The organism is Reichenbachiella sp. 5M10 (genome assembly GCF_002742335.1).
Classification (GTDB): domain Bacteria; phylum Bacteroidota; class Bacteroidia; order Cytophagales; family Cyclobacteriaceae; genus Reichenbachiella.
Genome location: NZ_MDGR01000007.1, coordinates 860515 through 874838, shown reverse-complemented (window position 1 = coordinate 874838; position 14324 = coordinate 860515). Strand labels below are relative to the sequence as shown.

Genomic DNA, 14324 nt, shown 5'->3' with positions numbered 1-14324 from the left:
ATCTCACCCTAAGTCAAAAGGCATATTGATTATTCGGTATGCCTTTTTTAGTTTACAGGTCTCAAAGAAATTCGACATACATGAGTGAATCCATTATTAATGCATTGATGCGCCTGTTTGCCATCATCGAAAGTGTGAAAGATGAAGTAGTGGATACGGGACATATGATTGTGAAGCCCTATTTGGAAAAGCAGCTCAATCATGAACTCTCTGAGCAATACCTCAACCTGTTTCAAGACTATGTCGAATTTTACCGTCGAGAAGCCTCCTCAGCTACACCCGAGATCGAAAACGAAACAAAAAACATCATACAGGTCACCAAGATCTGTCAACAACTCAATAAAGAACTGCTGCAGCACGAGCGCGTACTGGTATTCATTGAGCTCGTCGAGCTCATCAATACAGACAAGAAAGTATCCACACGTGAAAATGACTTCATGCAGCTGGTCGCACTCAACTTCAACCTCCCCAAGCGAGAGATTGATGACATCTGCTCTTTCATCCTAGACGAAGACATCAAAAACGTCCACAAAGGCAATGGGATGATCATCGACAACAAAGTCACCGAATGGCCCAAAGAGATCGCCTGGATGATGAAACGAAAAAACGAGCCTGGAATTACAGATTTTCGACATGTACAGGTCGAAAACCTCTTTGGCACGATCTACATCCTCCACATAGAAAGTGTCCACAACTTTGTCTTTCGCTACAAGGGACCGCTCAATCTCTTCGCGGAAGGAAAGAGAATACAACCCGGCAAAGTTTACATTTTCAACCCGGGAGCCATCATCAAAGGCAGCACTATCAAGCCCATCTACGAGTCCGAAATCAGTAAGAAATTTCTGATGGACGTCCAAAAAACCAAACTCATCCTGCAAGCGGATGAGATGGCCTACAACTTCAAAAACAGTGACAATGGCATCAAGCCCTTTAGCTTCAGTGAAGAATCCGGACAGCTCATTGGTATCATGGGGGGCAGTGGAACAGGGAAATCCACACTGATGAACCTGCTCAATGGCAAACTAACACCCGTCCAAGGCGACATTAAAATCAATGGACATAGCATCCCCGAAAGCGTCCAATCTGGTGTCATAGGATACGTCCCGCAAGACGACCTGCTCTTCGAAGAACTGACGGTCTACGAAAACCTCTACTTCAATGCCAAACTCTGCTTTGGAGATTTCCCAGAAGCACGCATCCAGCGTGAAGTCAACAAGATACTCGACGACCTAGACATTGAAGACATTCAGGACCTCAAAGTCGGTGACCCACTCAACAAAACCATCAGTGGCGGACAACGCAAACGGCTCAACATCGCCCTAGAGTTACTGAGAGAACCCTCGGTACTCTTTATCGACGAACCCACCTCTGGCCTATCATCTATGGACTCAGAGAAAGTCATGCACCTACTCAAAGAGCAAACCCGAAATGGCAAATTGGTCGTCATCATCATACACCAACCCTCATCGGAGATCTACAAGCTCTTTGACAAAATATGGATTCTAGACAAGGGAGGCTATCCCATCTATGCGGGCAATCCGATAGATGCCATCGTCTATTTCAAAACCATGAACACCCAGGTCAATGCCGCAGAAAGTGAATGTAGGACTTGTGGCAATGTGATCCCAGAACAAATCCTACACATCATCGAAACCAAAGAGATCGATGAAAAAGGCAGTTCGACCAAGCACCGCAAAACTTCCCCAAGGGAATGGTACAAGATGTTCAAAGAGAATATCGTCGACAAAATCGAAAAGATACGCTATGAGACTTCCCTGCCCCCTTCGGATTTCTTGATCCCCAACCGCTTTCAGCAATCTATCATTTACCTCAAGCGGGTTTTGCTCTCCAAAAAGTCCAACATACAATACATCCTCATCAATGTACTAGAGCCACCTCTCCTCGCCTTGATCTTGGGCTTCTTGGCCAAATACTCTGAGACGAGTGAATATGTCTTCAGCGACAACCGAAACATTCCAATCTATCTCTTCATGACCATCGTCGTGTCGCTATTCACAGGGCTCTCTGTCAGTGCCGAGGAGATATTCAAAGACAGGAGGATTCTTGAGCGCGAATCTTTCCTAAACTTGAGCCGATTCAGCTACATCAATGCCAAGATCATCTACCTCTTTGGGCTGTCTGCTTTGCAAGTGCTCGTCTTTACCCTTTTTGGAAACTATCTCCTAGAAATCAAAGGACTCAATGTACAGTACTGGTTGATTCTATTTTCTACTGCTTGCTTTGCCAACATGGTGGGACTCAATATTTCGTCAGCCTTCAACTCCATCGTGACAATCTACATCTTGATCCCTCTGATCCTTGTGCCCCAGTTGCTACTCGGCGGTGCAATGATCAAATTCGACGATCTCAACTATGACATTGGAGACAAAAAGAACGTCCCTTGGATAGGGGATCTCATGGTCTCACGTTGGGCTTATGAAGCACTCGCTGTAGAGCAAGCCACAGACAATCTCTACCAGCGCAACTTCTCTGCCTACGACAAAAAAATGAGTGACGCAAGCTACATGTTTGCCTATTTGATACCTGACATCTCTGGCAAGCTCAACAATGCCTATGCCGAAGTACAACAGGACAACCATAGCCAACTCGCCATATACTACCTCCACCTCTGCAAAAACGAAATCAATAAGCTCGGGCAGCTAGATGACAATCCCTACTTTGCACAGGCGGATCAATTGCAGTTTGACCAACTTGACTCTACCTTGTACGAAGAAGCCTTGGGTTACCTTCGTGGACTCAAGAAAAAATACAAACTAATCAAGAGCGAGGCGGTCACCGAGCGTGACTCAGTCTACCAAGCCCTCGTCAAAAAAATCGGGAAAGATGGGTTGTATGCTCTAAAGCGTGACAATCACAACGACGCGATGTATTCGCTGGCTCTCAATCGAGACAAAATAAACAAGGTCTACGAAGGAGAAAACGAATTGATCCGTAAAAAGGACCCTGTCTACATGACTCCAGATTCCAAATTTGGCAATGCCCACTTCTATGCACCCGTCAAAGTACTTGGCAATTGGCAGATCAAGACATTTTATTTCAACCTAGCCGTGATTTGGATCATCACTGCGATGGGCTACGTCACGCTATACTACGACACCTTCCGAAAAGTCCTCAGATGGTTTTCCAAAAAACTCAGCAAACATTAAATTTATTTGATATCGTCTTCCATATCACTCAATTCGATATTGAGTGCTCGCGTAGAAATCTGGATTTCTATCAAGGAAAAAACCAAAGACAGCAACAAGGAAATCAGACTCGCTGCAAATAGGATATTGGCTAGTGCGAAGCTACTCTCAAAAAGAGCGATCATGCACCCCACTGTAAACAAGAAACTCAATACCGCTAAAAATTGCATCTTGCGAATCATATTGAGCCGTATTCTCAGGTTCTTGATCTGATCCACGACCACTTTGAGTCCATTGTTTTTTTGATACTCACTATGCAATCCTCGGATCAGCGATGCAATCCCTAAAAAACGATTGGTATACGCCAAGAGTAGCAACGTAATGGCTGGAAAAAGAAGGGCCGGTGTGGATATATCCAACTGCACAAACTAGCTTTTCGCGTGGTTTTCGATGATTGAGATGAGTTCAGTAGCATCCCATGGTTTCCCCATACTACCGTCGAGATTGTATGACTTGATAGCATGACGGATGATCTCGTCGTTGATATACTCAGAAATGATGATTCGGATCATGTCAGGGAATTTCTCACTGACCACAGCGAGCATTTCAACCCCTGTCATACCAGGCATGCGATGGTCACATACGACGATATCAAACTTCTCACTTTCCAATAGCTCCATACCCTCCTCTGCACTACCCGCAGTAGTCACATCATACCTTCTTTTGAAGGCTATTCTAAAAACGTTGAGATTGGCCACCTCATCGTCCACATACAGAAGCTTTTTTTTATCTGCCATATAATTATTCTCGTTTTCCTAGCTGTGCCAACGCAAAGTAGTAAATAAATCCAACAATCAAAACGCCTCTCTTACTGAGAGATAGATCGCGTGCTGTCCATTGTCAGTGAAGCCGATATCCATACGCAAGTTGAGTTTTTTGTCCTTGATGGCTTGAAATCTACCTCCCAATCCATATACAAAGCGAATATCATCCACATCATACTGAGCAAAGGAATCAAACACCTGCCCCGCACCCGCAAATATCACTCCTCCCAGCCTCCAAAACAACTCTTGACGAGCTTCTACTTGGAAATAAACCGATTGATTGTCAACATATAAGTTTCCATGATCGAACCCTCTCAAGCGGTTGTCGCCACCGATGAAGTTCAATTTGTAGAACGGCACATCCTTGCCAGAGGTTAGGTCTGCGCGAAATTGATAGGTTAAAATATTTTTGGGTCCTAGCAATTCGAAATAGTGCCGAAAATCAAAAGAGTACTTCACATAGTTGTACTCTCCCCCCAGCGCTTCTCCAAAGAAGCTCACAGAGGTATTGATGTACTTGCCATGCGTCGGATAGATAGTGCTATTTCGTGTATCATAGCTAAAAGCCGGACCAATCCCCATGTTTCGTCCTCCCTCAATCCCCACAGGATCTTGTGTCGCGAGCATACCGTTTTGGATAGGGTCGATGTAGTTGTACTGCAAGTCGTAGGTCAAACCATAAAACAAATGCTTGGTGTAGGGCTTTAGCACTTTGCCCTCTAGTTGAATGTAATTGTTCCCATAGCGCTCACTGACATCCACGTCTGTGTCATTGCCTATACCATAGTAATAGTCGGGATACTTGTAGATCCGAGAGATGAGATTGAAATTGATTCCATTTTTCAGAAAAAAATCAAACTCAGATTTGAACTGAATTTGCTTATTGGTCGTGAAGACCAAATAGGGCGTAATGGATGTGGGGCGATAATAAAGAGAGTCCTTTTTTCTGACATTCTGGTCAAAGACAAAAAACGCAATCGCACCAAAATTGAACTTTGTCTCTGGCGTATACGCAAAGACGGGATAGACTGCTAGGCTCGTATTTTTGTACTGTGTGCTGTCACTTTCTTGTCCAAAGGCAATTTGGCTCAAAAACAAGAAAGTGACAACTAACCCACAGTACCTCACCTCTAATCGTTGGGAAGTACATCCAAGCCTAGTTCTTTCAATTGCGCACTAGCAATCGGCGAAGGAGACTCGATCATGACGTCTCTAGCTGACGTATTTTTTGGAAACGCGATGAAGTCACGGATAGAATCAGAGCCTCCAAACATTGAGCACAAACGATCAAATCCAAAGGCGATTCCACCGTGTGGAGGAGCACCATATTCGAAAGCTTCCATCAAGAAACCAAATTGTGCTTTAGCCTCTTCTTCACTAAACCCAAGATGCTTAAACATCAAGGCTTGTGTCTGCTGATCGTGAATCCGGATCGACCCGCCTCCAATTTCCACCCCGTTGATTACCAAATCATAGGCATTGGCTTTCACCGCTCCTGGATCAGTATCCAACATAGGGATTTGCTCGGCCTTCGGTGAGGTAAATGGATGGTGCATGGCATGGTATCTCTTCGTCTCTTCATCCCACTCTAGCAAAGGGAAATCCAACACCCATAGCGGCTTAAAATTCATCGGATCTTTCAACTCGAGCAAGTCACCCATGTGCAAACGCAAATCGTTCATTTGCTTTCGCGTGCTGTGCGTATCACCCGACAGTACAAGAATCAAATCTCCTGGCTTTGCTCCAGCTTTGTCTGCCCATGCTTTCAAATCCTCTTGCGAGTAAAATTTATCCACTGACGATTTGAACGTACCGTCCGCATTGCATTTGACATGCACGAGGCCTTTGGCTCCCACCTGTGGTCGCTTGACGAAGTCCGTCAGAGCATCCAGTTGCTTTCTTGTCCATTCTGCACAGCCTTCTGCACAGATACCTACTACCAACTCCGCTTGATCAAACACATTGAACCCTTTGTTCTGTGCCACGTCATTGAGTTCGACAAACTGCATTCCAAAACGTACGTCAGGCTTATCCGATCCATACAGTCGCATGGCATCATCGTACTGCATGTGTACAAATTCGCCCACCTCTACATCCAACGCTTCCTTGAACAAAAATCGAGTCAGTCCTTCGAATGTATCCAATATATCTTGCTGCGTCACAAACGACATCTCACAATCAATCTGTGTAAACTCAGGCTGACGATCCGCACGCAAATCTTCGTCTCTAAAACACTTGACAATCTGAAAATACCGGTCAAACCCAGACACCATCAGCAACTGCTTGAACGTCTGAGGAGACTGTGGCAAGGCATAAAATTCGCCCTTATTGACACGTGATGGCACCACAAAATCTCGAGCGCCCTCAGGAGTCGACTTGATCAAAACAGGTGTCTCTACTTCCATAAACTCCGAATCGGACAAGTACTTGCGTGTCGCTTGCAACATCTTGTGTCGGAGCATAAGTTTGTCTCTCACTTCGCCTCGACGTAAGTCGAGGTATCTATACTTCATACGGAGCTCTTCACCTCCATCTGTATCATTGTCAATGATGAACGGCGGCACTTTGGATGCATTGAGTATCTCTAGCGAAGATACTTTGACTTCCACATCGCCTGTCGCCATCTTGTCATTCTTAGCATACCGCTCAACTACCTCTCCAGTAGCTTTGAGTACAAACTCTCTTCCGAGGGTTTTGGCTTGCTCCAAAACAGCCATCTCCGTAGACCCTTCTTCGAATATCAACTGAGTCACCCCATATCTATCCCTGAGATCTACCCAGACCATTCCTCCTTTGTCTCTTACTTTTTGCACCCAACCACATAGGGTTGCCTGGCTTCCGGTGTCCCCGGCTCTTAATTCTCCACAAGTATGAGTTCTAAGCATGCGTATTGTATTTGTTTGTAAAAAAACGAGGCGCAAATTTAATCATTGTAAGGTATTGGGCTTCATAGCGAACTACTTTAATTTTGACTTTTTAAAGATTCTCTATAAATCATCATACATGCATCTATTCGTCCTTTCATTCTTTCTGATATTTCATCCCACACCGGGTCAAGATCTGGTCAAAACACAGGTCACCGAAAACATCACCATGCCGATCCCTGGCGAGTTTCGACTCATGACAGACGATGAGATCGCAAGCAAGTACTTCACTACGACCAAACCACTCGTTCTTTACACCAATCCAGATTTGACCATTGATCTAGGAGTCAACAAGTCCGTGACCCAATGGGCTGCAAAGGACCTAGAAATCATGGTGAGTTTTCAAAAATCCAACATTTATAACTTGTACGACGACATACAGATGTTGTCAGAGGGTACCCAAGAAATCAATGGCAGGCAATTCGCTCACTTAGAGTTCATCTCGACGGTCAAACCTGATGCAGACTCCTTCAGACAGGAGGGCAACATCCAAAAATACACTTACATGCAGTATGTGATCATAGGGCAAAGCACCCTCGTATTCAATTTCACTGCGCCAATCGAACTCAAAGAAACCTGGCAATCTACGGCTCATGAGATCATGCAAGGTGTCCACATCAAAGGCAAACTCAAATGATACCTGGCTTGCATAGTGATGAGGCTTACATGAAGGAGGCACTCAAGCAGGCGCAATACGCCTACGAGGAAGGGGAAGTCCCTGTCGGTGCTGTAGTTGTATGTGACAACAAGATCATCGCACGAGCCTACAACCAAACCGAACGGCTCCAGGACGTAACGGCTCATGCCGAAATGTTGGCCATTACTTCGGCTGCCAATTTTTTGGGTGCCAAGTATCTGACTAACTGCAAGCTTTATGTCACCATGGAACCTTGCGTGATGTGCGCGGGGGCGACCTTTTGGGCCCAAGTAGATGAAATCATCTACGGTGCTCACGATCCCAAGCGAGGATATAGTACACTCCAAGGCCAAGTCCTCCACCCCAAAGCCAATATCAAAGGTGGCGTGATGGAAAAAGAGTGCAGCGATTTGGTTACATCATTCTTTGCAAAACTGAGAGATTGACGTCAACAATCTATTCATAGAATAGAATGATACATTTTCCTTATTTTCTGTCAAAGAAATTCTACTTTTACGAGTAAATATTTTTCAAACATAAAACGAAATAATCATGGCTTTCGAATTACCATCTTTACCATACGCACATGACGCATTGGAACCAAACATTGACAAAGCGACAATGGAGATCCATCACGGCAAACACCACGCGGCATACATCAGCAAACTCAACGATGCGATCGCTGGCACTGAGCTAGAAAGCAAATCCATCGACGAATTGGTCAAAAACCACAGTGACAATGCTGCTGTAAGAAACAATGGTGGGGGTCACTTCAACCACACTTTGTTTTGGACGATCATGAGCCCAAACGGTGGCGGCAACCCTACAGGTGATGTAGCTGCTGCAATCGACGCTGCATTCGGTTCATACGATGCATTCAAGGAGAAATTTGCCGCTGCTGCAGCGACAAGATTCGGATCAGGATGGGCATGGTTGTGCGTCAAAGACGGCAAACTAGAAGTTTGCTCGACTGCTAATCAGGACAACCCATTGATGCCAGTAGCTGGATGTGACGGTACCCCTATCCTTGGATTGGATGTATGGGAGCACGCCTACTACTTGAACTACCAAAACAGAAGACCTGATTACATCTCTGCGTTTTTCAACGTGATCAATTGGGACGAAGTAAACAAAAGATTCGCTGCTGCTAAATAAACAGTACGCGCCATAAACGACAAATCCCTGCTTGATACCAACCCAAGCAGGGATTTTTTTTGTACCTCGGCATCAGCAAAACAGGGTCATAGAATAATCCCAAAGCTAAGCCCATTGAGCTCTGGTCCTCGATCCTCGGCAAACACGTTGTTGAGGTCGTAGTTGACAAACATGTCCATCCCTCTGAACCCCATCTGTCCCCTAACTCCATAGCGGAAGCCATTCATAAAATAATTGCTCTTCGTTTTGTCTTTCTGCTTGTCCCCGTTGTCCTTATAAACAAACTTGGTCCAACTGTCTATGCGGTACCCCATATATCCTCCGAGTCCAATCCGGAAGCCTTTTTGGCTATACTTACGAAACGATCCATATTGATTTTCCTCTTTCGAGTAACCAAAATCCAACATCGGCACGAGTGTCGCATTGATGAACGTGGCGGACAGTTTACTCTTGGTCCCGTTGACATTAGGATCTTCAACGAAGACAGTCGCATCTGGATCTTTGATGATGCGTACGTTAGTATTTTCTAGTTTCCAAGTATACCAGGACACGCCAGCTCCCCAATTGATCAACAGTGGTCCGGTGACATGCGTACGATTGGTATGCCCCAACCCAAAATACCATGACCCCCATGGCTTGATACTATACAGCTCCCCGTTGGCGTCCGGAAACTTCCCTTTCTCTAGCCAATTATTCATCCCTATCTCGATCTCAAAGGCCCCTCTTGTACGTTTGTACTCGTCATCATCCGAATCCCAAAAATCCTCCCAAGAGATCTCCTTCTCGCTCTCCTCATCTGGATCTTCCCATTCACTTTCCTTCCAGTTGCTATCTGTGGTACTGCTCTCTCCATAATACACTAGCCCCCCTTCTTGGCGCTCTACAGTGTCCCGCTGATACACTGCACCAGTTGAATCCTCTATAATGATCTCCAGTGCCACTTGCCCACTGTCCAAACTAGAGTTGAGGTCACTGATCATCTGATTGATGTCCAATGTTGCGAGTTTCCTCATGTCCTCCGCTGTCTGTGTGATGATGACTACCCTGCTATTCTTTCCGAATTCTATGATGACTGTATCTTCCTTGGCGCTATGTGGTCCATTAGCCATAGCTGTCATGCTAAGACATAGTAGTCCCATGCACAGTAATGTGTTGATCTTTTTCATGATTGATTATTTTAGTTTTTGACGTTCCTTTTGCAAACCGAAAGGATTCTGAAGGGCTTTATTTTTGGCTTCACGTATATCCGCCCATACATTACCCGCTTCTAGCTCTTGCGCCTGATGAATCAGTTCTTTCACCTTGCTTTTACTCACTATCGGCATATCCTCTGGTGTAGAGTCTGCGCTGCGCTTGTAAGTTATCTTGACAGGCACCTTCGCTACAGTCTCTGATTCCTCGATCATCGGCGTGTCAAGCGATTTGGCCTCTACCCGCTGTGGCTCCATCTGTACCCGCTTTGGGACACTTGCTACTACCTGCTGTGCAACGGGTGGATTCACCACCACAGGAACCAAACGTACTTGCGCTGGTTGGAGAGGCACTATCTGGCTTGATACGACAGTTTTGGGCCGAAGCTCTTCTAATCCATGCTCAAAAGCCAGTTGATCATCCGTCACCACGGCGAAGTAAACCACCGCAGATATCAACAGCACAACCAGAGAAGCAGCCACTTGCCACATCACTATAGGCCTACGACGAACGGACCGGTTGTCCAACATCATTTCCAACTTGGACCAGCTATCGGCTTGTACCTCTGTCGACATCTGTGACAATCCAGATTTGAATACCTCATCTATTCTATCAGCTCCCATGATCCATTCTGTTTTGCGTTACATATTTTTCACTCTTAGATATCTTGTCTTGTAGCAGTTTTCTTGCTCTACTGAGCTGCGACTTGGAGGTATTGATCGAAATCCCCAATTGCGCCGCAATCTCTGGGTGCGAATAACCCTCGATGGCATACATATTGAATATCGTCCGATATCCCTGAGGCAACTCCATCACCATAGCTAGTAAATCCGCGGACTCCAACGTATTGGCTGCTTGTATAGCATCTATCTCAGATTCGACATTTTCGAGTTCTACTTCCATGTAGAGTGCCTTATTCTTTCGAATCCACTCAAGGCATGTCGTCACCATCACCCTTCGAATCCACCCCTGCAAACTCCCCTCAGACTTGAATTGGTGCATCTTATCAAACACCTTCATGAAGCCAATCAGCATCAATTCCTCTGCGGTATGATCATCTCCGATGTATCGACGACAGACCGTCAGCATGATCTTTGATTCTTGCTCAAACATCAACCTCTGGGCTCTCTTATCGTTCTTCTTGCAAAGAGCAACAAGCTGTGCTTCGGTATATGTGATTTGTTGATCAGCAGTCATGGTTCCGTTGGTTCTGTATATTTTATTCCTGATTTCGGATATCTTCATAAGCAAGATGGAGATTCTCACCCAAGGGTTGCATCATGATTTGAAAATTAGTTAGAAATCTACAACTCCTAAGAACACAAAAACCCGAACCAACGTTTTGGCTCGGGTCACTCACTTGAATTCTAACCTTTAGTCGAAAGACCGCTTGACATGTCCCATGCCGCTTTCGTCAAATCTTTTGTTTTTGGGATCTCCCTGGTAACGAACATTACTGATACCAGAAACCTCAACCTCCAATCTCTCTATCGCTCGGACTTTGCCTGCAGAAGCTCCTTTGGCAGACACATCCAAGGACTTGGCTTCCATATCGTACCCCTTGAGTGTCGAAGCTCCAGACAGGTCTACACTCATATAATCTGCTCTGCCTCCTAGCTCCAGCACCGCAGCTCCGGATAGCTCCACATCCAGCTCCTGAGCATCCAAGTGCAGGGTACATATTGCAGCACCAGACAAGTCGACCTCAAACTCGTCTACATCATAGCGATCTACACTGATCTCACATAACCCCGATGATTCGATCCCCTTGAGCGCAGGCATCGTGATGTAGAGCTCTGGTTTATCCTCCATGTTTACATCCTTTAGCAAACCCCATTTTTTGTCAATCATATTGACTTCAAGAATACGATCATATTGCTTGACCACTACGTTGCGCTTCATCTCGTCACTACCACGCACCATGACATGATAGGCATCACTCTGCTCGATAAACACTCGATACACACCATGCACCTCTACCCTATCAAAGCCTTCCAAATCAAAAACCATCGAATTCTCATCCCCTTGACGATGGAGCTCTGACTCGACTTTTCGTTCGATCTCCTTCTCATCATGTACTCCCTTTTCGATTGCATTTTCACGTTCCTCTTGGTCATCTGCCTCACACGTGACACACTTCAATCCGTCTTCCACAAATACCCATTCGTTGCTTTCATTGACATCATAGTAGTTGAACCCTGAGCGAAGGAAACTCCAGTTCAATACTTCCCTCATTTCATCATCCATCACAAACACCTTTCCATAGGGAACATAGAGTGTCATCTCGATTTTCTGTCCCCTAAACTTGGCCTCTTTGGCAAACATAAAACGCGAATCAAAAGTCAGTTCATTTCCATCTTGGCTCACGCCATAAGTTATCATTTTTGAGTTTTGAATAGCTTCCGCTCTGGATTTGCCCCGTCCTACTTTGGTCATTCGCAAGTGGACCAGCGTATCTCTACTCTCTTTCAGAAAGAGGCTCGGGGCTCGCAAATAACTGACCTGTTCTTCCGAAAGCAGTAAAATCAACGGCTCTTCGGGGTTGATTTCAAATACCAACTCCTCCTTGTACTCGCCTTCTTCTTTGAAGCTATAGATAACATTGGGTATAGTAAATAGCGCCATGACTACCCCGATCAACCACACCCCCAAAACAGCCCAGCCGATCGCCGCACTGATCACTAGACGCTTGGCCAGCAATGAAACGCCTAGCAGAGTCACCATCAATACGGGCATGAAAGACACGATCAACACTGCCACGTAGGCCCAAGGAGAAAAACTCTGTGGCAGAATTTCCAATGGCAACACATCCATGGTCAATATATCCGAACTCCCAGCAAACAGACCAATGAAAACGCCCGCAGCAGCCAGCAAACCTACCATCGACACCAACCCTAGCAATACGATCACAATACCTACAAAAACTCGCACTATATTGACAATCAACTTGGACAAAGGGCCTATCAGTTTGGCTAGGACTCGAAACAGTTCCGACACAACACGAAACGGGAATAATAAAACCTTAGCGAAAGCACTTTCTTCCCCCTCTTTGTTCTTTAAACTACGCGTCACTGTGTTTTGTATATTGGAAAGCGTCACAGGCTCTCCTTGCATCTGCATCTTTTCGGTGATCGTCTTGGCGACTGGAGTGATCATCCAGAGGATGATGTACAATATGACCCCCGAACCACCCAAAAAGATTGACAAGACAAAAAGCAAGCGTACGACCGTGACATCTATACCGAAATACGCTGCAATCCCTGATGCGATCCCGCCAACCACTTGGTTTTCTGGGTTCCGAAACATCTTCTTGACACTCTCTTCATCACCCAATGTAGACGACACAGGAATGACAATCCAAAGCACAAGGTAAGTCAAGAAAACACCCCCGCTAAACCCAAAATTGAATAAATTGATCAGTAGCGCAACCATCAGCAAACGAACCCAAAGTGGGTCAATGGAGAAAAAATAAGCTACCCCTGCTGCCACTCCTCCGAGGACTTTGCGACGCTCGTCTCTAAACAGGCGTTTCTTTCCCAAATCATCGGCTCCCCCACTTTGTTCTTTTGATCTTTCGTCTGCTTCGTATGCTGACTCATCTTCGGTAGAGGTACGCTGACTCGTATTAGAAGCAGAGTCATCGTCAGATTCGATCGCATCAAAATCTGCAATAGTCCCCATTGTTTGGATGAGAGCTTCTACATCCTCAAGCGTAATGACTTGCTTGCCATCACTGAGTTTGGTCAAAAAAATCTCGGCAATACGGCTCTCTATGTCTGAGATAATCTCAAGACTATCTTCATAACTGGAGAAGTATCGATTGATTGTTTCGAGATAGGATTTGAGGCTGGAATATCCATCCTCCTCGATGTGAAATATGATTCCACTTATATTTATACTGATATTCTTTTTCATTGTCCTTTCATTTTGTTCGACTGGTTATGACTGTATCCATCGCTGATCCGCTTCATCACGAAGCCTTGTTGGTCGATATTTTCTTTGTAGAAGCAACCAACTGCTTCCATGTCTCGTCCAAGTGTCCGAGAAACTCTACCCCCTCCGAGGTAATCGTGTAATACTTACGCGGCGGTCCCGAATTTGACTCCACCCATTTGTAGTCTACAAGCCCCGCTTTTCTCAATCGTGTCAACAAAGGATAGAGCGTACCTTCCACCACCATGATTTTGGCGGAGGTCAACTCCTCGATCATATCTGATGCGTATACCTCGCCTCGTGATATGATTTTCAAAACACAGTACTCGAGGATACCCTTTCTCATTTGGACTTGTGTATTCTCTATCTTCATACTCTTTCTCTTTTGCTCCATTGCTATCACCCCAGTGTATACACCAAGAATACCAACAGAATAATTAATAATGAAATCATAGTTTTAGAATTCAAGTTCGTCTTGCCAGTCTGGCATTTTTTTCATTGGATATTATTCTGT

Annotated in this window: 13 protein-coding genes; 4 read left to right on the top strand and 9 right to left on the bottom strand. The window is 45.3% G+C overall.

Annotated elements, in window-relative coordinates; all coding sequences use genetic code 11:
- Positions 1-80: 80 nt before the first annotated feature.
- Entirely contained in the window at positions 81-3167 is a 3087-nt protein-coding gene (locus BFP72_RS03625) for an ATP-binding cassette domain-containing protein (protein WP_158233264.1), read from the top strand.
- 2 nt (positions 3168-3169) lie between these two features.
- Here BFP72_RS03625 and BFP72_RS03620 read toward each other — a convergent pair whose 3' ends face one another.
- From BFP72_RS03620 to aspS, 4 genes are read right to left on the bottom strand one after another with little or no spacing between them, the layout of a single operon-like run.
- Positions 3170-3571, bottom strand: a complete 402-nt coding sequence (locus BFP72_RS03620) for a DUF2721 domain-containing protein (RefSeq protein WP_099597800.1) — start codon at positions 3569-3571, stop codon at positions 3170-3172.
- A gap of 3 nt (positions 3572-3574) precedes the next feature.
- The gene (locus tag BFP72_RS03615; RefSeq protein ID WP_099597799.1) at positions 3575-3943 is read right to left on the bottom strand and encodes a response regulator; all 369 of its coding nucleotides are present in this window, start codon (positions 3941-3943) and stop codon (positions 3575-3577) included.
- 57 nt (positions 3944-4000) lie between these two features.
- Positions 4001-5068, bottom strand: coding sequence for a BamA/TamA family outer membrane protein (locus BFP72_RS03610; protein ID WP_158233263.1), 1068 nt, complete (start codon positions 5066-5068; stop codon positions 4001-4003).
- 32 nt (positions 5069-5100) lie between these two features.
- Entirely contained in the window at positions 5101-6855 is a 1755-nt protein-coding gene (gene aspS / locus BFP72_RS03605) for an aspartate--tRNA ligase (RefSeq protein ID WP_099597797.1), read from the bottom strand.
- Positions 6856-6973: 118 nt separating this feature from the next.
- Here aspS and BFP72_RS03600 point away from each other — a divergent pair, with 118 nt between their 5' ends.
- The 3 genes from BFP72_RS03600 to BFP72_RS03590 all read left to right on the top strand — a co-directional run bounded on the left by BFP72_RS03600 (position 6974) and on the right by BFP72_RS03590 (position 8686).
- Positions 6974-7531, top strand: coding sequence for a hypothetical protein (locus tag BFP72_RS03600; RefSeq protein WP_099597796.1), 558 nt, complete (start codon positions 6974-6976; stop codon positions 7529-7531).
- Positions 7528-7977 carry a nucleoside deaminase gene (locus BFP72_RS03595; protein ID WP_099597795.1) on the top strand — a complete coding sequence of 150 codons (450 nt, stop codon included), beginning with the start codon at positions 7528-7530 and terminating at the stop codon, positions 7975-7977. Before BFP72_RS03600 ends, BFP72_RS03595 begins: the two co-directional genes overlap by 4 nt.
- A 106-nt stretch (positions 7978-8083) precedes the next feature.
- Positions 8084-8686 carry a superoxide dismutase gene (locus BFP72_RS03590; protein WP_099597794.1) on the top strand — a complete coding sequence of 201 codons (603 nt, stop codon included), beginning with the start codon at positions 8084-8086 and terminating at the stop codon, positions 8684-8686.
- Between the two features lie 86 nt (positions 8687-8772).
- Here BFP72_RS03590 and BFP72_RS03585 read toward each other — a convergent pair whose 3' ends face one another.
- The 5 genes from BFP72_RS03585 to BFP72_RS03565 form a co-directional block, all read right to left on the bottom strand.
- Positions 8773-9852, bottom strand: coding sequence for a hypothetical protein (locus BFP72_RS03585; RefSeq protein ID WP_099597793.1), 1080 nt, complete (start codon positions 9850-9852; stop codon positions 8773-8775).
- A 6-nt stretch (positions 9853-9858) separates the two neighbouring features.
- Positions 9859-10500 carry a hypothetical protein gene (locus BFP72_RS03580; protein ID WP_143519919.1) on the bottom strand — a complete coding sequence of 214 codons (642 nt, stop codon included), beginning with the start codon at positions 10498-10500 and terminating at the stop codon, positions 9859-9861.
- Positions 10490-11122 (bottom strand): RNA polymerase sigma factor, encoded by a 633-nt coding sequence (locus BFP72_RS03575; protein ID WP_255397150.1) that lies wholly within the window; start codon positions 11120-11122, stop codon positions 10490-10492. Before BFP72_RS03575 ends, BFP72_RS03580 begins: the two co-directional genes overlap by 11 nt.
- Positions 11123-11251: 129 nt before the next feature.
- A complete protein-coding gene (locus tag BFP72_RS03570) occupies positions 11252-13792 on the bottom strand; it encodes a GIN domain-containing protein (protein WP_099597791.1) in 2541 nt (846 codons plus the stop codon).
- A 55-nt stretch (positions 13793-13847) separates the two neighbouring features.
- Positions 13848-14183, bottom strand: coding sequence for a PadR family transcriptional regulator (locus BFP72_RS03565; protein ID WP_099600674.1), 336 nt, complete (start codon positions 14181-14183; stop codon positions 13848-13850).
- Positions 14184-14324 lie beyond the last annotated feature (141 nt).

Bases quoted from the DNA above. Each gene is read 5' to 3' on its own strand.
- BFP72_RS03625 (WP_158233264.1), top strand. From the start codon at position 81: ATGAGTGAATCCATTATTAATGCATTGATGCGCCTGTTTGCCATCATC.
- BFP72_RS03615 (WP_099597799.1), bottom strand. From the start codon at position 3,943: ATGGCAGATAAAAAAAAGCTTCTGTATGTGGACGATGAGGTGGCCAAT.
- aspS (WP_099597797.1), bottom strand. From the start codon at position 6,855: ATGCTTAGAACTCATACTTGTGGAGAATTAAGAGCCGGGGACACCGGA.
- BFP72_RS03600 (WP_099597796.1), top strand. From the start codon at position 6,974: ATGCATCTATTCGTCCTTTCATTCTTTCTGATATTTCATCCCACACCG.
- BFP72_RS03595 (WP_099597795.1), top strand. From the start codon at position 7,528: ATGATACCTGGCTTGCATAGTGATGAGGCTTACATGAAGGAGGCACTC.
- BFP72_RS03590 (WP_099597794.1), top strand. From the start codon at position 8,084: ATGGCTTTCGAATTACCATCTTTACCATACGCACATGACGCATTGGAA.
- BFP72_RS03585 (WP_099597793.1), bottom strand. From the start codon at position 9,852: ATGAAAAAGATCAACACATTACTGTGCATGGGACTACTATGTCTTAGC.
- BFP72_RS03580 (WP_143519919.1), bottom strand. From the start codon at position 10,500: ATGGGAGCTGATAGAATAGATGAGGTATTCAAATCTGGATTGTCACAG.
- BFP72_RS03575 (WP_255397150.1), bottom strand. From the start codon at position 11,122: ATGAAGATATCCGAAATCAGGAATAAAATATACAGAACCAACGGAACC.
- BFP72_RS03570 (WP_099597791.1), bottom strand. From the start codon at position 13,792: ATGAAAAAGAATATCAGTATAAATATAAGTGGAATCATATTTCACATC.
- BFP72_RS03565 (WP_099600674.1), bottom strand. From the start codon at position 14,183: ATGAAGATAGAGAATACACAAGTCCAAATGAGAAAGGGTATCCTCGAG.